We start from the raw sequence: 22,627 nt of genomic DNA, 5'->3' as shown, positions 1-22,627 counted from the left end.
TTAACGGACCACTCTGTTGGTAGACTCTGGGCAAAGGTATCCGCCTTTGATGTCGTCAAACTGTACCCCATCTTCAATCATATCATAATTGTTTTCGGGTTCTGGTTCTCTACATTCGCTAACAGGTTCAATATCACCGTTGCTTGATTTCTCAAAGCCTTCCCTATATTTAAACTCATTTTCAAATACCTCACCGACAAAATCGGACCCCAGCGATTTTAAGCCTCTGACAACCTGTAGCACGCCCCCAATGGAACATTCCATATCCCTAGCTACGTCCACGGTAACATCTACGTTGGAAGGTTGCAAGGCCTGCACTTCAATTTTCAGTAGCACTGATGTAGCATCAGGATGTATCATTCTTACTAATTTTGCCCGGGTAATGCCCAGGTTGATAGGTCCTTTGTAATTCAGCAGTCTAAGGGTAATCGATTTTATTTTATACCCTCCATCACAGGTTTCGGTGCTAAACTTGGCATATACCATAAAAAAAGTGCCGTACAATTGGCTCGAATAGATGTTCTGATAATCCGATTCGTTGGAAAGATCCACACAGTTGATTAAATCCATAGTTGTAGTTTTAGATTAGTATTGGTGCTTCGAGGGATGCCTTGATCGGCAGCTTCCAAAGTCTTGCTTATATCGTATGGTGTAATCGTTCAACATAACAAACTTCCGCAATAGCAAGCTTCCAAAAAATCCCCATCCGTGGGTATTTTTTCATTTCCAGAAAGCTGTAGGTGATGATGACTAAAACTATAGGGCGAAGTGTAGATTTAAAAATTAGGAATTATTTCCCTTGTATCCCTATAGGAAAACCTTAGAATTTTTAGGGTTTTTATTTGGTTCCCAAATTCTGAATTCGCCCGGCTCTCGGAACAATGAGATTGTTAAGAGGTCTACCTAGAATCATATCTTCATTTTTTTCAGGTCTTCAATATCATCATAAATCCAGGGAACTTTAGTTTGGTATCCGAGTTTATTTCTCATATAAGAACTAAGGGCCTTATCGGAGTAGGTGTTAAACATCTCCAGCAAATATTTTAGATTGTTCTCCTCATAAATCCTAATTGGATTTATCTTTGAAGACAGTCCCTTTTTATAATAATAAATCGCCCTTGTAACATTCTTTTCATGGGCCAATAAGTCCTTTCCCTGAAGGTTCAAAAAGAAGGTCATATGCCTGTTATGGTCAACTACGGGAAGATAGATAATCCTCAATTTATCCTCAAGCAAATCTAACTTCTCTTCTTGCCGGAAAAAATCTCTATTCCATAATTTTAAGGTCTCAATCGTACGCTGTTTTTTATCCTTGTACGTATGCAATTCTTTATAACTATCTTCGGCAATTAGGTAAATTTTGATGTCCCGGTCGTCCTCCACTATTTGCGGTAAAAATTTAGCAAGTTGAAATCCATTATCGGCCACCACACAAATAGCATTTACATCTCGATTTGCCATTAACCCAATGGTAAAGTGAAGATCCAGATGCAAGTTGGTGTTTATAATATCTGAATGGTGGTATCTTTCAAAAATGTGATTCTGGGTATTCCGAAATTCTGAATGTATCTTTGAATTATTGGAAATCACAATTTTCCGAAACAGTTCCTTAAGGGTCTTTTTGTCGCACCCACCTCGATTATATTTTGCACACAATTTAAAATACTCGGTTAAAAACTCGGAACAAAAGTCATTTGGCTTGCTAGCCTTAGCATAGATTTTTTCAAAAACTTCTTTATAAACCGACAAGGGTACTTTCCTATCTTCTGAAAGTTTAAGATGTCGAATACCCAAGGAATTTGGATTTTCGCCGTTTTCCAGTTCAAAAAATTGAAGCATTTCCAGCAAGGATTTCTTAGTTTTATCCTTGTTGTCATCAAATTGTTTTGTGTACTCCGAATAATAATGTCCCGCATTACCAGCCATTAAAATAACAGGGTCAATTCTCCCGTTATTTATAGCTAAGTTTATCAATATCTCTATGAATACCCGATCCTTGTAGTAATCTTTTGATTTAAAATAAGTCCTGGAGTACAACTTTTCTGAAGTACCTTTTCCCTCCTTTCCATTTGAGTTTTTAATCTTATCCTTAGGAAGGAGTTTCCAAAATTCCCTATTACCAAAAATATTGGAAATCAAGTAATGCTTATGAATGTCTCTGGGTTTATACTTGGCATCAAAAAACTCCAAAATGTGCCAATACAAAACCTTAAACACATTTCCCAAACTTCCGTAATAGTCCAATAAAGGTTCGGATGTTCCATTTAACAAAGAATAATCTTGTCCCAAATGCTGTTTTGTGAAGTACTCATTCCCAATTAAATAAATTCTAGGCATCCTTCCGTTTTCTTCAAAAAGACGCCGCAAATTGTCGGTCTTCTTATGTGCTTTTTTATTCGTTTCATCTTGATTGCCAACCACGTTTCTAAAAAAGAAGAACATAGCGGATCCAACGGGAAGATGTTTCATAAGGATTTCGTTGAATTCGATACTGTTCATATCAAAACCAACAATTAACAAATTGATTCGTTTTATCAATCCTTCGTCATTGGAGGCGATAAGATCAATCAGTGTTTTTCTTATCTCAGGAGGTAAATCGTGATACTGATCTTTTGTGAATCGTAAGCTACTTTTATGCCTGGCGGTTCCGTGAGGTTTAATATAAAGAGGCTGCCTTAATCTTCCATTCTTCGAAAGTTGTGTGAGAGAAATGCAATCACCATCGGAGAGAATCATATCGAATCCTCCCTCACCTATCTCATCAAGTATCGCCCTATCCAAAAGCTCATCAAAGTTAAAGTTAATGATGACATCGATAAATCGATGCTTGAAAAGGTGTGCCACTATGCTGTAAAAAAGTGTGGTAGCGTTTTGAAAATCATAGGTTTCGGACAGCGCGTCACGTACTCTATCCATAGGAAGAATGCTTGCCAGTATACTCAGAAAAGTTTCAAATTCTACTTTAGTATCAACTTTGTAGTCATACTGGTTAAGTTTCCACTTTCTAATACTCGCCAAATACTTTTCTCCTATCTCCCTTAATAGACTATATTCCTGATTAAACTGTCTTATCAGATGTTTGTTAAACCGCTCATTTTTTAAAGGACTGTTGGGCAGTTCCATATAATACTTTGAACTTTCGGACTTGTTGTTTCTATTTTTTTTAAAATGCTGACAAAATTTTATAAAATAATCCAGGGTAATAATGTCATCTTCCGTTTTAGCAGATTTCGGAAGATGTGCGATCGTAATTTTTTGTTTTATTTCCTCTATTGCGGCCGGAGCCAAGGGAATATTTTCAAAACTATTGGCAGAACATCCCGCTCCGATAACCAGTATATTTCGCGAGTGCTTTGCTAGTTCTGTGCTAGAATCTGGATATTTCGGATTGTCCTGTTCATTTTGGACAATGCCTGTTAGGCTAAAGATATTCTGACTATCTCCGTTAGGGTCAATCTTGTCCAAAAAAACTTTTTCGGTTCTTAAACCATCCGTTCTTCTTTTTCTTTCGGCCTCATTTCCAATTTCAGGGTATAAATCAATGGTGGAGGCGTCAAAATGATTAAGAGCGAGTTCTTTGGCGAGGTACTGAAGGTTCCCCTTTGATGTTTCAAAGGTGTGTTGGTTGGTCATATGATTGGTTCAAACAATTAAGGTTTCTTATCTGTCAAAAACAAAGTTCGTCCATACCGACACACGGAAAAGTGTGTTCGGACGATTTGGTTAGGTTTTAAAAATGGGGGAATGAAAATCGCTAAGTTGTCCCAAAATATATTTTTTTAAGCGTATCAGATTAGATAAAAACCTTAGAAATTCTAAGGTTTTTCTTTAGCATCCAAATTTTAAACTCGTCCCGCTCTCGGAAACATTAGGCTGTTAAAAAGTGTTATCTCTTCCAAGGCACATCCTCTTTTTTGATATCTTAGGAAGTAACACACAATCACTTAGCCCAATGAAACGACGATATTTTATAGAATCCCTGGGGGCTGCCGGCCTGTTGCTGGCCACCCAACCCTTGGCGTCCTGCCATAATCCTTCCAACGGCCTGAATATCCTGGTGCTGGGCGGGCGCGACTTTCTAGGGCAGGCTATTGTAAAGGCCGGACGCCAAAAAGGACATCGCATCACGCTTTTTAACCGGGGCATCACCAATCCCGAGCTGTTTAACGAATTGCCCCTGATCAAAGGGGATAGAGAAAAAGGGATGATGGCCTATGAACCCCTAACACAGCAGGAATGGGATGTGGTCATTGATGTATGGCCACAACAGTCCAAATTGGTGGATGAAGCCACCTCAGCGCTACAAAACCATACAAAACACTACGTATTTATTTCCAGCGTGGCCGTCTATAAGGATTTTGAGGTCCCCAACCGGGCCGAGGACTATCCTATGGTGTCCTTGCCCTCCGATAAAGCGGACTGGGGGTATGCCGAAGAAAAGGCGGCCTCGGAGGCACTGGTCGCCAGTCGTTTTCCGAAGCACCATACCATACTTAGGCCGGGACCCATCAAGGGATGGCGCGATCCCGCTTATGACCTCCTGTACTGGCTGATCAAGCTGCAGCGGAACGAAAGCATCCTGGCGCCCGGTAACGGCAGCGACCCCGTACAATTTATAGACGTCAATGATGTGGGCAACTTCGCCATCACAGCCGCGGAACGCAAGGCTATTGGCGCCTATAACTGCGTGGGACCTACCAAGGAGACCCTAAGCTGGAAAACCCTTTTGGAAACTGCCAGGACGCACCTAAATTCAAGTTCCGAATTGCATTGGTCCAGCCAGGAGTTCTTAAGCACACAGGAAGTATATGCCTGGAGCGATCTGCCACTATGGGCACCGATCTCGGACGATTACTTTATGCAGATCGGCAATGCCAAATCCATCGCCGCAGGCTTTAGCCATACCCCCTTGGAAAAGACCTTGGACGACTGCCTGGCCTGGCATCAGCAAGAAGGAAATCCCAATATCGTTTTTGGCACCGGCGAAGAGGCTGTGGGACTGGAACGCGCCAGGGAACTGGAGGTGCTTGCGCAATTGAAACAAGGTTGAAAACTGTCGCGACTTACATCCCGGAGCTACATCCTAAGCCCTGGACCTTATGAAAAAAGATGCCGCCCATAGCTCGATCTACCGAACGTCCGATTTTCTGTTAGTGGTCATTTTTGGCCTGGGAGCGCTGGTGGAATATTTCCTCTTCTGGGACTGGTCCTTGCCCCTATCCATTTATAGTAGAATTGCTCTTGGAACACTAATTACCATAATGGGCATGGTACTGATAGCCCAGAGCAAGCAAGCGCTAAACCAGGCAAAGCAACCTTCGGCACCAGGAACACCCACTACGGAAATCATACAATGGGGTATTTATGCCAAAATGCGGAATCCCACCTATTTGGGGTGCGGCTTACTGGTACTGGGTTTGGGCGTATGCTTCAATTTCGTGGCCTGGATGATCGGATCCCTGATCGCCGTGCTACTCATGCACTTTCTATTGGTTCTGCCGGAAGAAACCTATCTAAAATCCAAATTTCCGGAAGCTTATGCGGCCTATGCCAAAAAAGTGAGGCGGTGGTTATAAGGGATGGAAAATTGTATGCTCGGCCCATATGGGGCCAACGGTAGCGGGGAGTGGACTTGAATGCAATTTTCTTAAGATGTATTTAAACTGTTGAAGGTTTTAAGTGCGCATGCAGCTTATTTCCTTATCATTCATACAAAATATCCCACCGATTGCACATAAATCTGAAAAAAATCCCTTAACTGTCCCTATATTTAGAATTATCTGACCTATTCGGTATGAATAAACTGCTGGTTTGCGAGCAGTATACTTTAGCGTGATTTCACTATTGCACTTTCCTTTTTAAACGAAATTAAATTTACTGTCATGACATTCAAGCTTACGAGAACCCATGTGTTTCTCCTGCTAATCAGCCCGTTGTTCTTTACCAATTGCACATGCGCCAAACTTACCTCCAGACAGCCCGATATCCCGAACGGCGGGAGGGCCGTGGCCGTGGCAATGAGCCCTACCTCCAATAATACGATCGTTGTTGCCTCCGAGACCGGGGGGCTCTTCAGAAGTGGGAACCAAGGAGATTCTTGGGGTCACGTAAGCAAGACAAGCAGCTTCGTTTTTAGGGACGTGATGTTCGTTCCCACAGATCCCAATATTGTGGTGGCCGCTGCCAACGTGGATTCCAAAACGGTGAGCGGTGGCGGAATCTACCGAAGTACCGACGGGGGACAAAACTGGTCCAAGGCCACTATGAATACCCCCTCAGCCAACTGCACCAACACCATGGCCGCGCATTGCCTTTCCTTTGATACCTCCAACGGAAGGCTTTGGGCCGGTACGGACTGCGGTCTTTTCTATAGCGATGATCAGGGCGCCACCTGGGACTTTTTGTCCGGGGCCACTGGACTTGGCGCAAACTCCATACGTGCGGTAATCACCCCGGCGGCCGATAAGATGGTGGTACTCAGTGGAAATGCCGTACGCGTCTCCACCACCGGGGGAAGCAGCTGGACTACCAGTACCGTCGGTTTACCGGGCAATCGCGGGGCCGGACAGCATAATCAGATTGCGGTATCCAAGCAAAACAGTCAACACATTTATTTTACATTCAACTTTAGTGCTGGTGGGGATGCCAAGAACGGCCTGTATTACTCGCAGGACTTTGGTACCAATTGGAGCGTTATTGTGAGCCAGAACGGTTGGAATCGCCCCCCCTTTGTGCTATTGACTGAAGCGGCACTCAATGGGGGCAATAACAAGATAGACCTGTACTACAGTGATGGAGGATGCCAGTTGAGGCGGCGCGAGGTCATTCACGGGGCCATTCACGGGTTCGGTCCCTGGAACAACATTAGCTCGGACCACTGCGACCCAGCGGACATGGGTTTTGCGACCGACGGAAAAACCCCAATATTACTGGCTAGCGATGGGGGCGTTCACAAAACCACGGACAATGGCGCCAGTTGGACCATGGCCGGAGCGGGCGGTGACGGATATGCCGCCCTGCAGATTACCGAGGTAACCGGGCAAAAAGCCAGTGATATCGGTGAGACCGACCTCTATTTTGCAACCCAGGACAACGATATTTGGGCCTCCCCAGATTACGGGGCCACCTGGCCCTACAAAAGGTGCTGCGAGGGCTTTTATTTACATGTTCCAAGGGGGCCGCTTTCCGGGGCACAGACCACCCATACGGGGGTAGCATGTGCCGGTTGTGGCAATTACAGCTCCGGGCCCGTTCTTACCTCACAGGCTGCTTGGAACAACCCTCCTAGGAATAGCGGTAATCCCTCGTTGATCAAACCCCAGTTTTATGCACAGCAGCACTTCAACCTCGATTCCACCGCGTGGCGGTTGGCCAGAACTACCAATACCGGCGGCAACTGGACCTCTCCAGTAGGCCTCCCCGAGGTTGCTATGAATTTACCGCTGGCGGTAGGGCCTCCCACCAACCCCATTATCTACCTGGCCATTCGTAAGCCCGGCACCACCAACGGCGCGCCCAATATACGATTGCAACGGATCTCTGGCTTCCTAGGGTCTACGGTCGTGCAATCCGAACTTACCGGATATGGCAACCTAGGCACCTTCCCCACTATGTTTGCCTGGTACGAAGTGTTTGGTGTAAACCCGGGCGATCCAAATTTTATTATGGTACCCGATATCGAGAACGATGTGGTCAGAAAAACTATAGACGGTGGCATTAGCTGGATGGATGATGCCAACCTAACGGATCTGGTCACCAACTCGGGCGAGTTTAAATTTCACTGGGACCGATTCTCCCAGATCAGTAGTTTCGGTTTTGACCCCGAATGTTGGGGTCATATTATGGTAGGGACCCAACACGCTGGAGTTTTTCAGACTTTTGATGGTGGTGGCAGCTGGGAAAAGGTGGAAGGCTCCGAAAATATCCCCTATGTAAGTTCTTTCTTTTTCCCTGAGGAGGGTGAAGTGGTCATTTCGTCCTATGGTCGCGGTCTATGGCGATTCCGCTATGATTGTCCAGGACCGGTGGTAAGCTTGCCCTTTGTACAAATTCCGGAGGAGCCTGTACTGTGGTCCAGGGGTTCCCTAACACCCTTAAAGCAGCTTGTAATCGCCGAAGATTGTACTTCCTGTGGTTTTTTCCTTCTCAAAAATGCCCATATCACGGACCTTAGCTACGATAAGGAGTCGGATAAAGTCTCTGAGATCTTTATCGATGGGGGTGCTTTTGAAGGATACGACCATAAAGGCGGGGCCATCCCCATCCCTGTAAAGGTCAGTATAGGAAGTGGCGGTAACGGACTGCTTTATGAGAACAAAGATCTTGTGGATCTCCTAGATCGGAAAACGTTGGTAAAGGGCATTTATTTGGAGGGTGATCTGCTGAAAGGGCTTGTTCTCAGTGAAAAGGAGGTCGATTCCACACAACTGCCCACGGTTCGTCCCAAAGCCCCGATCATACGGCTCAACATGGACGGTGAACTGGGCGTGCCTATAAGTAGGGTCAAAAATCTCCAAATCGTGGCCTATGGTCTGGACCCGCAATTTCCCGTCACCATACAAATCAACGGCAATGAGGTCGATATCGAGGGGGAAGGACAAACTCAATTTGACGACAAGGGTGTATTCAGATTCCCGATCCCTCCGGTGTTTGGTGTTGGCAACCATAAGATCATCGTTCGGCAACAAACGGACGAAGGCGTAATTGAAGAGCTAATCGATCTGCGGATCACGGTTTCAGATACCCCAGAAAATAAACAATAGCGAGTGCAAAGTGTTTCTTGTACCTATAGTATCCGAATGGGGCGGATCTGCCGCTGGCGGAAATCCATGTCAATAAATTCCAGAAATTGCGTGACCTAACCGTTGGAATAACTAATTTTATATCCATTAGGTAAATTTTATCCGCAAAATTGGGCAATGAAAATTGAATTACTTCAAGGCGATATTACCACATTGGAAATCGATGCCATCGTCAACGCTGCCAATACTTCTTTGCTCGGGGGTGGCGGAGTGGACGGAGCAATACACAAAGCCGGGGGAAAACAAATTCTGGAGGCCTGTATAAAGATCAGAAACAGGCAAGGGGGTTGTAAAGTGGGCGAAGCGGTTATTACGACCGCCGGTGATCTACCGGCCAAAAATGTTATCCATACGGTCGGACCCCGTTGGAACAACGGAGCGTCCTCGGAAGAGGAAAAACTACGGAATTGCTATGTAAACAGTTTAAAGCTTGCGAATGAAAATGAATTAAAGTCCATTGCATTTCCGAACATTAGTACAGGGATTTACGGATTCCCTAAAGAAAAAGCAGCTGCCATCGCGATTCAAACGGTAAAAGAACAACGGTCCTTCATGGAAAAAGTCGTATTTGTCTGTTTTGATAAAGAAAATTACGCCATTTACAAAAGGGAAATTGAAAGGTTGAATGCGGCGTATTAACCGAGCAATTCCATAATTCTAATCTTTGTTTTATATTTGCGTATATTATACGCATATAATGAACAGCACCATCCAGCTTACCGTAGATGCGGTTGTATTTGGGTACGAGTCGGGGAATATCTCCGTACTTCTGGTAAAACGCAAGTATAAGCCCTATGAAGATTCCTGGGCCCTTCCAGGTGGGTTTGTATTGGCAGATGAAACCCTGGAACAGGCGGTGGAAAGGGAACTCTCTGAAGAGACCGGTGTTAAGATCAACTATCTGGAACAACTGTATACCTTTGGTGGCCTTGGGCGCGATTCCAGGGGCCGAGTGGTTTCTGTGGCTTACTTTGGACTTGTAAAACCAAATACATTTAAACTTAGCGCCTCCACGGATGCCAAAAAAGCGGAATGGTTCAATATTAATAGTTTACCCAAGCTTGCCTTTGATCATAGGAAAATAGTAGCAACGGCCATTGAAAGACTCCAAGGAAAAATCACATACGAACCTATTGGTTTTGAACTACTGGAGAAAAAATTTCCGTTTTCCGATCTTGAAAAACTGTACACTACCCTATTGGGCAGGGAAATTGATCGAAGAAACTTCAAAAAGAAAATTGCAAGCCTAAAAGTACTGGATGAACTGGATGAGAAGGTTTCCAAAGGCCCGGGAAGGCCAGGTAGTCTTTTCAGCTTCAACAAGAAACGATACTTCCAACTTAAAAAAGAAGGCATCATCTTCGAAATTTAAGCTCTCGATTTACGTTTAGATATTTAATTTGTGTAAAAAAAACACAAAATATCTTGCGTGTTAAAAAAACGTCTTTTATATTTGTGTAATAGATACGCAAATTAATTTTTAAAACTCTGTATTATGTTTGGAATTAACTATATCAAATTCGATTCAATGAACCACGTAATCCATTTTAAAAATGGAAAGACCAAGAACGAAGGCAGGGGCTTATCTTTCTTCTACTTTGCTCCCAACTCCTCCATCGTTTCCATTCCTATGGAGAGTAAGGATTTTCAATTCATCTTTAAGGAAACTACCAAGGATTATCAGGAAGTATCCATCCAAGGACAGATCACCTATAAGGTAAAAGACCCAAAACAATTGGCCGAGGTATTGGACTTCACAGTAAACAGCAAGGGAAATTACCTTAAGGACGATAATGAGAAAATTCAACAGCGGATTATCAATGAGGCCCAAACCGCCTCTGCAGGCGTTATCCAAAAATTAAGCCTTAAAGAAGCGCTTAGACAATTGCAGCAAATAGAAACTCAAATTTTGGATAGCGTTCAAAACTCCAAAACGGTACAGATGCTTGGGCTCGAAATTTTAAGTGTCAACGTGTTGGGGGTTACTCCCAATCCTGAAATGGCCAGGGCCTTGGAGGCCCAAACGCGGGAATCTTTGCAGAAGGAAGCGGACCAAGCGATCTATGAGCGCAGGAACTTCGCCGTAGAGCAGGAGCGTACCATTAAAGAGAGTGAATTAAACACGGAGATCGCCGTGGAAGAAAAGCAAAAACAGATTGCCGAAAAACAAATGGAGACCGAAGTGGTAAAACAGGAAAACGAGCAAAAGCTCAAAGAAATGGAAATGACTTCAAGCATTTCCTTGGAAGATCAAAAGCAACAACTCATAGACCTTAAGGTCGAAAACGAGAAGAAGGAAGCAGATGCCAAGGAATACGTTTTACATGCTTCCCTCCGTCCCTATAAAGAACTGGATTGGAAGACGCTAATGGCCATTAATTCCAGAGGAATCGACGCTAAAAACAATATAGCCTTAGCTTTTAGGGAGCTGGCCGAAAATGCCGACAAGATTGGTAACCTTAATATCTCGCCCGATCTGTTGAACGCAATAATGGGCACAAAGACCAAGTAAAATGGAACTGGAAAAAGTGGTCATCATTAGGGATAAAACAAGGCTTGAGCAGCTCGTAGAGCGATTCAACTCCAAAGCTCAAGCCAAGTTTTATCTGGAACGCTCCGGAGAGGATTTTGGTTTCTATGAACAGGAGCACAATACCTTTTACACCGCTTTGAAACAGGTAGAACAGTGCCTCTCCCCCCTGTTTAAGCACAAAGTCCTTTTTCGTTCCTTTTTACCCACGTATCTATTTGCAGAAGGAGATATGATCGTAGTCCTTGGGCAGGACGGTTTGGTGGCCAACACTGCCAAATATGTAAACGGACTTCCCATTGTAGCCATAAACCCGGATATGGAAAGATATGATGGTGTTTTATTGCCCCATGTCCCGGAAACCTTTTTATCGGCCATCAAAAGTTGCGTTGAAGGTAACCATGATTCAAAACAGGTGACCATGGCAAAAGCCGTCATGAATGACGGACAATCCTTATTGGCCTTTAATGATTTTTACATTGGGGCCGCTTCCCATATATCTTCTCGCTACGTTCTGGAATTTGGCGGGACCAGGGAGCATCAATCTTCCAGTGGCATATTGGTTTCGACCGGAGCGGGCTCCACTGGATGGATCAGCTCCGTTTTTAACATGACCAACAATATCACGCAATACTTTTACCAACAGAAAAAGGAATTCGATTGCGGTTTGGATTGGGATGATGATAAGCTCCTGTTTGTGGTTCGCGAACCCTTTTTGAGCAAAATGTCCCAAATAGACCTAGGGTATGGTGTCATTGCAAAACGAAAAACTTTAAAAATCGAATCTAAAATGCCCACCAAAGGGGTAATCTTTAGCGATGGTATTGAATCTGATTTTTTGAACTTCAATTCAGGAAGCATCGTAGAGATTGGCGTAGCCAAAGAGAAGGCGAATTTGATTATGTAAAAAATGACTTTTACACTTCTCAAATGGTTTGGATATGATTTCAGTAGGTAAAAGCAGCCTTGTAAGGGTCTTATGTTCTTCTTCCCAGGTGCTTACGGCTTCATTACTTCACCAACAATTGTTTATCCATTCCTAGTGGCCCTTCTTGATTTGGCTCCCTTCCGTAAAGCCTTCCTTGCTTTCTTACGAAAGTATTTGTTCACAGCTCCTTTGACTGAGGTCTTGGACCCCGCTAGAAGGGTTTCAATCTTAATTATTCTCATTTTTTAATTATTTTAAAATACCTGCCATTTCTGTAGGTCCATCTTTTTCATTCAAAGGCCGGAAACAGCCCTCTCAGACTTATCCACCGAAACTGTCACAATTGGTAAAAGAGGAGACTACCCCTATGGAGCATGCCCAGCAGCGGTTACAAACACTAAGTACCATAAATAAGGTTTAAATGAAAAACGTCAAGTAATATGTGGTGCCATGGGGTAATAAGTGGGTGGAGAAGAAGGTGTGGCGCTAGTGGAGGGGACTATTTCTTGTAGCCCATTTTATTTTTGGGCTTTTCCTTTTTTTCAATAAGTTCATCCAAATAATTGAACACCAATTCTATGTTCTTGCTCTGGTTGGACAGTTTCTTCTTGATTTCCTCAATTTCGAGCTTTAAGTTCAGATTGTCCATCAGCATTTCACGAAGCTTGGTAAAAACTCTCATTATTTGGATGTTCACAGCAATTGACTTTTTACTGTTCAGAACGCTTGACAACATCAGTACACCGTGTTCCGTAAATACATAAGGTGCTTTTCTTCGTCCACCCCAGCTTGATGTAGTACTTTGCGACTTCAGAGTTTCCCATTCGTTTTCCGATAGCTGGAACATAAAATCTTCTGGAAACCTATCCAAATTACGTTTTACTTGTTGGTTCAAAACCCTTGTTTCTACTTCGTAGAGTTCAGCCAAATCGCTGTCCAACATTACTTTTTGGTCACGTATGTAGTAAATCTTACTTGCAACTACTTCATCGGGTATAATCAGTTTATCCCCCATACTCTTTATGATATGTAAATGAAAAGACTTGACGTCACAATTTGTGATATCAAGTTTGGCTTTATCCAATCAGGTGGTATTTGTTGACTTCTTCCTTTAGGTCTTCCAAGTCGTTGATTAAGTAGTTTTCTTCAAGTATCATTATAAGACTACAAACCCACATTATTGCTGTCTGTAATACCTTTCAACTTTTAAAAACCTGTGGGTAAAAGCACTCGTCACACTTGTCCGCCGGAACCACGACAAGTGGTGAAGGAGGAGACCTGCCTGCCGGCAGGCAGGCGAGCGCTAGCTGGGGGCCCAAACCTTGGTGTTAGCAACAACTTTCGCTATTTTTTATATACATTGTTACCTGCTGGCTTTCTCGATGTCTGTCGTTTGGTCAGTTATACTTTTCGTTTGTAGTTCAATACTAAACGCCTCTAACTCAGTTTTTAAATTCATTTCCATTTCTAAATAGAACTTTGTAAAGAATTGTTTTTCAATATCGAAATCAATTTGTCCAACACCTGTTCCGTCTAATTCCATTTCATAATCTTTTGTCGCAGATTTTATAGTGTAGACTTGGTTAAGGTCAAAATATCCAATTCCATTTTCTACTTTTTTTAAAGTATAAATTGAGTTAATTTCCATTTCGATTGTTACATCTGCAATTGGGATCGACATTGGGTTTTTCTGCTCAAAACTTTCCCCAACTTTTATTTTCTTCTCTGGATATTTAATTTGGTTCATCATCGATTCCATAGCTGGAAGTAATGTTCTCTTTTTTTCTTCTGTCATTGTCGTTGAAGAAATAGAATCAATTTTAGTTTTTCCGTCAACTGCTTTTCCGAAAAATTTGGTTCCACTAACCAAAGTCGGATTATTTGATTCTAACAACTCTATGTCAATCGGAAATTCGTTTCCATTCAGTTCGCCAGTTTTTGATATGCTTTTTAATAGACTTGTGTCTTTTGTAATTGACGGATTTTCAATTCCATTGTTTTTGAGATTCTGCAATATTTCGTCCGAAGCGATATATTTTACATTATTTTCCGAAATCTGCTTTTGCGTTAATGTGTAATTAAGGTTTGGTAAATAGCCAACTTTAAAATCAATTTCCTCTTGACTGTTGCAAGAAGTAATTGTAATTGTCAATAAGATAAGTAGTATTGTTTTCTTCATATGGTTTTTTCAGCTTGCAGGTAACAATTGTATATAACAACTTGTTGCTTTATATATCAAATTTAAGAAATATAGATACTAGTAATTATATTCCATTAATTCACCTTTTTCGGATACACTTGGTTTACTTTGACCCCCCGCTAGCGGAAGATTTTCTTATACGAGATCCAATTGGTCAAAATGCCTTAAGCATAACCTCAATTCTATTGCTCCTTTCAATAGCTTTCTTTCTAATTCGCCCTTTGGTATAAACCTAGAAAAGTATTCGGCATTTGAATCTATCTCTGTCTGACTAACTCTTGACATAATCAATTTATTAAGCTGATTTATGTGGAGCGTTTGCGATTTATCATCATAGTTCGGTATTTCTCCATTCAATAGCTTAAATACAATTACTTCCAAGTAATCCTCTATATTTTCATAAGAAATCGAAATTGCTTTTTCTTCATCTCTGTATTCTACTTCGTAAAAAGCATTTCCATTAACTGTATCATTCACTTTGCTAAAACCAAATTCTGATTTTAGAAAGGAATAAAAGAACTTTACGGATTTTAAATACTCTGTTCCTTCAACCATTAGTTAATGATTTGAAATGCGTTTGGATGAAGTTTTAAATAATTCTTAATCATATTTTGCTCCATCTGATAAAAAACATTTAGAACCCCTGTTAGCGGAAGGTGTATTATTTTGAATACCTATTCTCCATTTCTTTATTTTCTTTTAGGCGTTTATGGATATATTGGCAGGCATCTTCTTCCTCAGTGAACGTTCTCACTGAATGTTTTTCCCCCTTCTCTTTATAATATACTTCGTATTTAGTTAAATGCTTTCCTTTTTTAATTGTCAGCGAAAGTTTATCATCATCATTTGTAGATCCATAAACCCCGTGCAAATAATATTTTTCTTCGGAAATTTCTAATTCTTTGAGTTTTATATGTAATTCTTGTATTGTCATTTCAGTATTATTAGAATGGTGAAATAATTCCCCTTTTAATAAGAACTTCTGCTCCAACGGGTTATAAATCCTCGCTATCGGGATATCTTCTTTTAAATTGCTGTTTCAGCAACTCATCAATTTTTCTTTTTGTTTCGGGGTAATTGTAAGCATTGAACAATTCACTGATTTTTGCAAAATCCCTTCTTAAGAAGCTATTCAATTCTTCGATTCGTTTAACATTATCCATTTCTTGCTCATCAGCATTCATATTATCAGGGTTGTAAAGAAAATCTCTTACAAAAGATAAAGCAAAACCATTATCTGGTTCTAACTTACTGGCAATATTGATAGTCAAAAAAGATCTGTCGTTGACATAAGTGAGTAAAAAATCATTGGCTTCCAAAACAATCAAGAAATTCCCAAAACTATCCGGATTATATCTGTCCAGTTTTTTAACCAAGCTAAACTCCTCTACTAAAAATTTGTAAAGCTTTTCTCTATTTTCGTATTTAAGAATTTCATCCATAAAATGAATTATTTAATTAAAGACATTCCATCCACGGTAGGTTTATAACCTTTTGAATATAAGTACTTTAATTCTCTATAAAAATACGTTCCTGGTTCTGCTCTAAACGCAGAATTAGAAAGAATTATATTATCCCCTCTTGCAATCATTCTATCAAGAAATTTCTGATTCGCCGCCCAGCGTTGTGCTGAAGACATTTTATTCCAAATCCTTGAAGGTATATCAAAGTATCTAGCGCCTAATTTTTCAGCCAATCCCACGTAACCTCCGGTAGCAGGATTGTAGGAGCCTAAAACTGTACTGTTTTTTTTGAAAGTTGTCCAAGCCGCTCCCGCTTCCGCTCGGGTGGCAAACTGGCCGGCCGTCATTTTTTGGAACTGATTCCAGGTAGTGGCGCCACCTTTTACAGCGTTCCTTGCTGCAGCCCTTGCCCCAACTTTCACCCCGGTCTTTACCGCCCCCTTTATTAAAGAGGCCGATCCAAGGGTAAAAACATCCAATACGATAAACCCCGCTCCCAGGGCCACCTGCCAACCATTGCCATCCCGGATCCCCTTACGGATATCGTTGATGCCACCGGCTATGGGAACAAAATCGAGTGCGGTATCCACGACATCCTCTGCCGTAATGCCAAAACCGTCATTTCCCTGCAAGGTACTGCCATTTTGGGAAATTCCATATGCGCTCCCACTGTGGTTGTTCCCAAAATTAGTACTTGGAATAATCGGTGTACTATACTCGAATCGATCGGAAAGTTCAAAATTGTATTTCGGATTACCTCGTGACGGTCCGGATATGCTCGAGGAGATTTTGGAGTTGTTGCCATTATTGCTAGGTGCGGGCACCGTCTTTCTCCTTGATCCCGAACCACCACTAAAATTCTTTATAAAGCTATAGGTTCCTAAAATTGCTGAGGCCACAAAAAAAACTTTAACCGCAATATCAATTAGCGCAGCAATCTCCAAGAAAAACTCCCCACTCGGGTCTACATACATCAAGGGGTTGTTCAGCGCATAGCTGTACCGGTTAAAATTCTGGGGATTAAAGGGTTCCTGGATGTGATTGTCCGGTGCTAAAAACCGCCCTAGCTGGGCATCGTACATCCGCCCGTTCATATGGATCAGTCCCACTTCAAAAAAGTGTTCGTGCCCCGTATAGCCCCGCCCCAATAGGCTTCCATGGCCAAAAGTGGTGCCGGTGCCGCTGTCCCGGAACTTGTCTACCGTGCCCCAGGCACCAAACTGCCGTTGCTCCTTTACATCGCCATCGGCATCCGTAATGGCCAGGATACTGCCCAGATAGTCCCGGTGCAGGTAATGGTATTCGTCCACCCCACCGGTCCCGGTTCCTTTAATATGGGCAATGGGTGCGGTATAGGCATCGCCGCCCACATAGGTGATGATCTTGGTGGTATTGCTATCCCTATCTTCCACGATCTCTGCCGGGATAATGGCCGAATAGTGCTTGCGGTACCTTCTATCGGTCCTGGCCTCATCCTCCCCGCCGTAATAGGCCGTTGAGCGGTTCATCATGGGGCCGTATTCAAAACTGGCCCTACCATGGTCCGTTTGGCGGATTTCCACAGGTTTTTTAAAAGCATTATAGCTGATCTGTTGGGTGGGGTGTTGCTGAAAGTAGGTCCCGCCCGCCATGTTGGGATCGATCTGCGTGAGCCTATATTTCTTATGGGTATCGGTATAGGCATAGCTCCCCAAAGCGGAATTGTTGGTGATGCGCCCCCGCGCATCATAGGCCATGGTCCGGGAAGTATGCCCGCTGATAGTGGTAAGGCGGTCCAGGTTGTCGTACCCAAAATTCTCCTGCCAGTTAAAGCCAAAATTCTTCCTTCGGGTAAGCGTGCCCCTTTGTTCATTAAAGTCGTATTCCATATGCAGCGCCACGGTGGGGTCGGTGCCGCTTTCCTTATCCTCTATTTCGGTGAGGTAGCCATAGGCATCGTAGGTCTTGGTGCTGTGCATCCCGTTGCCCAATGTTACCGAAAGGGCCTGGCCCCGGGCATTGAGCCGGTTCAACTGCCAGAGTCTGTCCGTCGTGCCATCGTTCCAGATCTCCTTTAAAATACCGGAGGCGTCGTAGCCGTTCCGGGTGGTCACCGTCTTGGAGGCACCGCCTGTCAGGGCCGCAATTTGTGTCTCCTTGTGCACCCGTCCGTAACCGTCGTAGGTGGTCCGGTGCTCAAAACTGGCCAGGCCCGTATTTTCTGTAATCGTAGCGGGGCGTTTGTAGCTGTCGTAGGTATATTGATAGGTATAGGTCCTGTTGCTGTTGGTGAGGTCCCGCCCATTGATTGTAGTGAGTAGTTTGGTGGTATTGTCGTACACATAGGCCAGGCTATGGTCCGTCAAATCGCCTGTCATGGTCTTGGAGGTCGGTTTGCCAAAGGCATCGTATGCATAGGTGGTGGTGCCCTTGGGCGTGGTCTCGGTCAACAGTTCCCCAAAGCTGTTATAGGTGTAGGTATAGGTGCCCGCCGAGGGGTCGTTGAGGCGTGTCCTGCGCCCCCAGCCATCAATGCCCACGGTAACTACATGCCCGCCATGGTCAGCAGTTTTCATGGTCCCATTGGCAAAGTAGGTATAGTTTACCGTGCCGCCCGGGTTCTGTATCTTTACCGTATTGCCCAGGGCATCCATTGTAGTGGTGGTGCTCTTTATCCCATCGTTTACCGTTACGGACAGCCCGGAATAACTGGTGTTGATCGTTCTCCCGGTATACCATTGTTGGGTAACCAAACGGCCTTCCGCATCAAAGGCGAAGGTGGTCCACTGGCTGGGCGATCCGCCATGAGGCTCGCTCACCCGTTTTTTCCGCCCACTTACATCATATTCATAATCCTTGTAAATCCAGGTGTTATTTAGGCTCAGTACCCCCGTTCTGGTGACCCATCCAAAAGCGTTGTAATTGGTCAATTCCTTGGCCCCATCGGCATGATCGACCCTATGTTGCAGGCCCCCACCGCCCAGTACGGTATAGGTATGGCGCGTTTCCTTGGACAGATAGTCGGTCGCCTTGGAGATTCTGTCCCATTTGTCATATGCAAAGCTGGTGGAACGGTTATAAGGATCGGTGGTACTCAGCAGGTTTCCCGTGGCCGCCTGGTAGGTAAACACGGTCTGCAGGCCCTCTATGTCGATGGACTTGGTCAAAAAACGGGAACCATAGGTGCCGCTATACTCGAATCGCTCGGTACGGGCGGTCATGCCAGGGCCGCTTAGGGTCTTTGAAAGCACGTTGCCATTGGCATCGTACCGGAAATCCTCCGTCAGCCAGGAGGTGCCGTTTCCTTTTTTTTGAATCTTGGTAACCAGATTGTTGCTGTAGGTATACCGTTCCTCGGTGCTAAAGCTGTTGCCGTTTAAACGCACCGTTTCCATCGTCCTGGTGGGCCTGCCCACATGGTACGAGCTGTTGACGGCCCCGGTATTGGTACTGTACTGTTGGGCTACGGTGCGACTCCCTCCGGGAAAGTTGGTCAGGGTGCTCAAAGGGTTGTTGTACGCATCATAGGTATAGGTTTCCGCAGTACGGACCCCTGTAAGGCCATTGTGGTTTTCCAGCCGTTTTAAACGTACGTCGTATACCCCGGCATAGCCTGGGGCCCCGGGCTGCTGCTCCGGTGGCACGATCTTGGCCCAATAGGTGCCATGGGTGCCGTTGGCACTAAAGCCGGGGATGAGCGTAATGAATTCCTCGGCCTCGTCGGTCTGCTGGCCCGGGATGGCCGCATTGCGACTGATACTCGTCCGGTATACGGGTGCGATCGGGGAACCGCGATTGGCCACCAAAAACTCGTCGTAGAAATACTTGGTCTTGCTTAGGTATTTACTGGGGTTGGAGATGGAGGTGGTTGCCGTAAGTTCCTCGGTGATCGTGCCCCTTAGCGAAGGATTGTACTTAGAGATATGCCATAAGGTCCCCACCCCGGTCCCGTACCAATTGGAGCGTTTCAGTTCCCTAAAGCCTATAAACCCCAACCCTCCGGCATGGGACACCGCGCCCTTATAATAAAGTCTTTGGGTACGGGTAAGACCGGAGCATGTATGCACCAACTCCCGGACCACCTTAAAGGAAGGCGCCACATTGATATTGACAAAAGGGTATGCTTGCCCATAGCTTGGGGAATAAGCAGTAAAATAATCGGCATCGCCGGTATCCGAATAGTGGGGATTAACCTGATCGTATTTTATGTGGGTGGTTACGCCATTGTTTGTGACCCGCTTTAAGGTAACATCCTCCCTATGGTCCTTGGTAAACGAAAAGGACGTGACATAGCGGTCGCTGATAGTGGCAAAGTCCAGATTGCTGTTGGGCCTATCCGAGGAAAGAAATACTGGGATGGGGAAATGCCTTAAATTTCCATATCTAAGTACCGATCCGGTAGCGGAGAATTTAGGAACCACGGTTGTGGACGTGGATTTTGTATTCTGATAGACATAGACCCATTGACGCCCTTGGTGGGGTGCGGGATGGGTCCGGGTACGGTAGTCAAGGATATCGGTACGACCATCCCCGTTGATATCCACAGGAATCAAATTATAGGTGAATATCGTATTCCTGACGCTGAAATCTATGGCCTTGTATTCAAAGGGCTCTAGTTTTTCGGATTTCACAAAATTGTTTCCGGCGGACAGGAAGGTGGCAAAGGTCCTGTTGTTGTTTACCGTGGGTATCATAAAATCGGCCTTGCCGTCCCCGTTGTAGTCCCCTGGCAAGATGGGGAACTCCAGCTTTATCCGGCTATCCGTGGTCGTCCAAAGCAATTGCAAAGCACTATTATTATTACTTAAGGCATATACAAATACTTTTCCCTCTCGAAACTGCAGGATATCGGTCTTGCCATCGCCGTTGACATCCAGGGTCAGGAACTTGTCGGAATTCTGAACGCCACGGGAAAGGGACCCAATTCCGGAAACAAAATTACTGGTCAACCTTCGGTCCAATCTGATCAGATGTATACGTGATGAAGAATAGGCGGTAGTTTCACATTGGCAGCAGGGGGGCGAAGAAACATTTTGTGCCGTAGCCTGGTTTTGCGTATCGGAACCGCTACTCTGGGCATTGGCCGCATTGGGAAGGGGGTCACTGCTTTCAAATCCACAGGGCTCACCGGGATTGGGAATCACTTCCAAACAAGTGGTAGAGGAATACGGCTTGCCCAAGGCTATGATATCCGAGAGGCCATCCCCGTCAAAATCGCCGGAAAGGTATTTTTGGGGAATCCTATATTGGCGTGGGGCAATACCACAAAAAGAAGTTTCGGTATAGGTAGGGGCGTTCCAGGTTTTTTCATATTTATAGGCAATGGGCGCAACGGCGCCCCCGGATGACAGCACCTTGAACTTTACGCGGTTATTGGAGATGTTCTGAACAACCGCCAAGCCTTGGTTGGGCAATAATTTCTGCTGATGGTTCAGCCAACTTACCGGAAAGATGTCCTCGAACCGGCCGGTATTGACTTCCGTATGAAAATTACGGTTGCCAGCGTCTTGGATATCATCGAACAGCCAAAATTTTCTCTTGGCATCTGTTCCGGTTTTAGGGTATACGATAAAATCCATTTTGCCATTGCCGGAGATGTCCAAAGAGACAACTTCGGCATTGCGTTGTTCAATGTGCTGTACGGTAAGCTGTGAAACCCTTTCTATTGAATTAATGGAAGCAGCTGTGTTACCATAAGTAAAGGTTATCGGGCTACGGCCTATGGAATTGTCACCTGTCATTTCCCGAATGCTCGTTAAGCGATCATAGCCCAAAGAGGTTTCATCATGTTGTAATACATAATTTCGATACGGTGTGCTGCCTCCCTTTACCTTTATTTGTGTCAATATGGTTTTTCGTATAAACCCTATGCCGTTGATATAAGATTGTTCATTGCGTTTCCGACTTCCAAAAACAAATTTGATCTCATTGATCGGTGATGCTGTACCCCGGCTTCCATAGGTAATCTTGTCTATGCTCAAGGTATTGTTGGCTTTGGCATAGGAATACTTGATGCGCACGCCCTGCGGATTTTCCCAATAGGAGATGGCATAGTCCGTGTGGCTCCTGGAATTCGCTGAGCTGGAGGTATGCCCGTAATAAGCCAACGACCCATCCGGATAGAGTACTTTGAAATAACTTGGGCCGGACACACCAGAGGTGGGATGGCTGCCATAGGAAATAATTTTGATGTTGGAATATTTTTCCGTTTGGTAGACGGCCCCGTTTGTGCCATAGGTGCCGGTCTTTAGGATCAAGCGCTGCCCATCGAACGAAAAGCGATCGTCAAGATCAAAATCTACCGCATCAATCTTATTATCGTGAAATTGGGTAGCTGGGATTCTGGTGATCACCGAAATCCCGGAAACGTTCCAGCCCCAGCCGGCCAAGCCGTTCCCAGATTGGCTGTTGAAATTTAGGAAAATCTCTGGCTGTACCCCGTTCAATCCCGGGGGAACGTCAATGGGCACCGTATAGGTGGCCGCACCTGTGGGGGATACCGAAAGCTCTCCTACCGTACCACCGTTTACCGTACCGCCTCCCTTTGAGGAGAGATTTATGGATTTACTGCCGGGGGTTCCGGTTTCCTGGGGAACATCCTCGAGCGCTATTGTAGTCTCCGCAACCCGGGACGCTTTGACTGTTTTATAGGTAAAGGTATCCTGGGAATGTCCGAAGTAGGCGATACAAAGACAACTTAAGATGAGTAAGGGTTTTTTCATAGCC

The 22,627-nt window shown here is 44.5% G+C and carries 15 protein-coding genes; 7 read left to right on the top strand and 8 right to left on the bottom strand.

The window, feature by feature from the left end; translation table 11 throughout:
- Positions 1-570 (bottom strand): hypothetical protein, encoded by a 570-nt coding sequence (locus tag ACRD67_RS11665; RefSeq protein WP_430967327.1) that lies wholly within the window; start codon positions 568-570, stop codon positions 1-3.
- A gap of 339 nt (positions 571-909) precedes the next feature.
- Positions 910-3,633 (bottom strand): SIR2 family protein, encoded by a 2,724-nt coding sequence (locus ACRD67_RS11660; RefSeq protein WP_430967326.1) that lies wholly within the window; start codon positions 3,631-3,633, stop codon positions 910-912.
- A 319-nt stretch (positions 3,634-3,952) separates the two neighbouring features.
- Here ACRD67_RS11660 and ACRD67_RS11655 point away from each other — a divergent pair, with 319 nt between their 5' ends.
- The 7 genes from ACRD67_RS11655 to ACRD67_RS11625 all read left to right on the top strand — a co-directional run bounded on the left by ACRD67_RS11655 (position 3,953) and on the right by ACRD67_RS11625 (position 12,238).
- A complete protein-coding gene (locus tag ACRD67_RS11655; RefSeq protein ID WP_430967325.1) occupies positions 3,953-5,050 on the top strand; it encodes an NAD-dependent epimerase/dehydratase family protein in 1,098 nt (365 codons plus the stop codon).
- A gap of 49 nt (positions 5,051-5,099) precedes the next feature.
- Positions 5,100-5,576, top strand: a complete 477-nt coding sequence (locus tag ACRD67_RS11650) for a methyltransferase family protein (RefSeq protein ID WP_430967324.1) — start codon at positions 5,100-5,102, stop codon at positions 5,574-5,576.
- Positions 5,577-5,882: 306 nt separating this feature from the next.
- A complete protein-coding gene (locus ACRD67_RS11645; RefSeq protein ID WP_430967323.1) occupies positions 5,883-8,762 on the top strand; it encodes a beta propeller repeat protein in 2,880 nt (959 codons plus the stop codon).
- A 156-nt stretch (positions 8,763-8,918) separates the two neighbouring features.
- On the top strand, positions 8,919-9,440 hold the full coding sequence (locus ACRD67_RS11640; protein WP_430967322.1) for an O-acetyl-ADP-ribose deacetylase: 522 nt from the start codon (positions 8,919-8,921) through the stop codon (positions 9,438-9,440).
- A 58-nt stretch (positions 9,441-9,498) separates the two neighbouring features.
- Entirely contained in the window at positions 9,499-10,173 is a 675-nt protein-coding gene (locus ACRD67_RS11635) for an NUDIX hydrolase (protein ID WP_430967321.1), read from the top strand.
- A gap of 156 nt (positions 10,174-10,329) precedes the next feature.
- Positions 10,330-11,313 carry an SPFH domain-containing protein gene (locus ACRD67_RS11630; protein ID WP_430967320.1) on the top strand — a complete coding sequence of 328 codons (984 nt, stop codon included), beginning with the start codon at positions 10,330-10,332 and terminating at the stop codon, positions 11,311-11,313.
- A 1-nt stretch (position 11,314) separates the two neighbouring features.
- On the top strand, positions 11,315-12,238 hold the full coding sequence (locus ACRD67_RS11625) for an NAD(+)/NADH kinase (RefSeq protein ID WP_430967319.1): 924 nt from the start codon (positions 11,315-11,317) through the stop codon (positions 12,236-12,238).
- Positions 12,239-12,758: 520 nt separating this feature from the next.
- Here ACRD67_RS11625 and ACRD67_RS11620 read toward each other — a convergent pair.
- From ACRD67_RS11620 to ACRD67_RS11595, 6 genes are all read right to left on the bottom strand, one after another.
- Positions 12,759-13,274: an ORF6N domain-containing protein gene (locus tag ACRD67_RS11620; RefSeq protein ID WP_430967318.1), complete on the bottom strand. Its 516-nt coding sequence runs from the start codon at positions 13,272-13,274 to the stop codon at positions 12,759-12,761.
- A 348-nt stretch (positions 13,275-13,622) separates the two neighbouring features.
- Positions 13,623-14,438, bottom strand: a complete 816-nt coding sequence (locus ACRD67_RS11615) for a hypothetical protein (protein ID WP_430967317.1) — start codon at positions 14,436-14,438, stop codon at positions 13,623-13,625.
- A 156-nt stretch (positions 14,439-14,594) separates the two neighbouring features.
- The gene (locus ACRD67_RS11610; protein ID WP_430967316.1) at positions 14,595-15,014 is read right to left on the bottom strand and encodes a hypothetical protein; all 420 of its coding nucleotides are present in this window, start codon (positions 15,012-15,014) and stop codon (positions 14,595-14,597) included.
- Between the two features lie 106 nt (positions 15,015-15,120).
- Complete coding sequence (locus ACRD67_RS11605) at positions 15,121-15,393, bottom strand: hypothetical protein (protein WP_430967315.1); 273 nt, start codon at positions 15,391-15,393, stop codon at positions 15,121-15,123.
- 61 nt (positions 15,394-15,454) lie between these two features.
- Positions 15,455-15,901 carry a hypothetical protein gene (locus ACRD67_RS11600; protein WP_430967314.1) on the bottom strand — a complete coding sequence of 149 codons (447 nt, stop codon included), beginning with the start codon at positions 15,899-15,901 and terminating at the stop codon, positions 15,455-15,457.
- A gap of 8 nt (positions 15,902-15,909) precedes the next feature.
- Positions 15,910-22,623 (bottom strand): RHS repeat-associated core domain-containing protein, encoded by a 6,714-nt coding sequence (locus ACRD67_RS11595; RefSeq protein WP_430967313.1) that lies wholly within the window; start codon positions 22,621-22,623, stop codon positions 15,910-15,912.
- Positions 22,624-22,627: the final 4 nt, after the last annotated feature.

Source organism: Eudoraea algarum, from assembly GCF_050589645.1.
In the GTDB taxonomy this organism is placed as follows: Bacteria; Bacteroidota; Bacteroidia; order Flavobacteriales; family Flavobacteriaceae; genus JBNGOQ01.
The sequence above is the reverse complement of the archived record's forward strand: the minus strand, read 5'-3'. Positions and strand labels throughout refer to the sequence as shown.

Excerpts from the sequence above, each read along its gene's own strand:
- ACRD67_RS11605 (WP_430967315.1), bottom strand. The coding sequence starts at position 15,393 with ATGACAATACAAGAATTACATATAAAACTCAAAGAATTAGAAATTTCC.
- ACRD67_RS11650 (WP_430967324.1), top strand. The coding sequence starts at position 5,100 with ATGAAAAAAGATGCCGCCCATAGCTCGATCTACCGAACGTCCGATTTT.
- ACRD67_RS11610 (WP_430967316.1), bottom strand. The coding sequence starts at position 15,014 with ATGGTTGAAGGAACAGAGTATTTAAAATCCGTAAAGTTCTTTTATTCC.
- ACRD67_RS11630 (WP_430967320.1), top strand. The coding sequence starts at position 10,330 with ATGAACCACGTAATCCATTTTAAAAATGGAAAGACCAAGAACGAAGGC.
- ACRD67_RS11620 (WP_430967318.1), bottom strand. The coding sequence starts at position 13,274 with ATGGGGGATAAACTGATTATACCCGATGAAGTAGTTGCAAGTAAGATT.
- ACRD67_RS11635 (WP_430967321.1), top strand. The coding sequence starts at position 9,499 with ATGAACAGCACCATCCAGCTTACCGTAGATGCGGTTGTATTTGGGTAC.
- ACRD67_RS11655 (WP_430967325.1), top strand. The coding sequence starts at position 3,953 with ATGAAACGACGATATTTTATAGAATCCCTGGGGGCTGCCGGCCTGTTG.
- ACRD67_RS11615 (WP_430967317.1), bottom strand. The coding sequence starts at position 14,438 with ATGAAGAAAACAATACTACTTATCTTATTGACAATTACAATTACTTCT.
- ACRD67_RS11600 (WP_430967314.1), bottom strand. The coding sequence starts at position 15,901 with ATGGATGAAATTCTTAAATACGAAAATAGAGAAAAGCTTTACAAATTT.
- ACRD67_RS11645 (WP_430967323.1), top strand. The coding sequence starts at position 5,883 with ATGACATTCAAGCTTACGAGAACCCATGTGTTTCTCCTGCTAATCAGC.
- ACRD67_RS11660 (WP_430967326.1), bottom strand. The coding sequence starts at position 3,633 with ATGACCAACCAACACACCTTTGAAACATCAAAGGGGAACCTTCAGTAC.
- ACRD67_RS11640 (WP_430967322.1), top strand. The coding sequence starts at position 8,919 with ATGAAAATTGAATTACTTCAAGGCGATATTACCACATTGGAAATCGAT.
- ACRD67_RS11665 (WP_430967327.1), bottom strand. The coding sequence starts at position 570 with ATGGATTTAATCAACTGTGTGGATCTTTCCAACGAATCGGATTATCAG.
- ACRD67_RS11595 (WP_430967313.1), bottom strand. The coding sequence starts at position 22,623 with ATGAAAAAACCCTTACTCATCTTAAGTTGTCTTTGTATCGCCTACTTC.
- ACRD67_RS11625 (WP_430967319.1), top strand. The coding sequence starts at position 11,315 with ATGGAACTGGAAAAAGTGGTCATCATTAGGGATAAAACAAGGCTTGAG.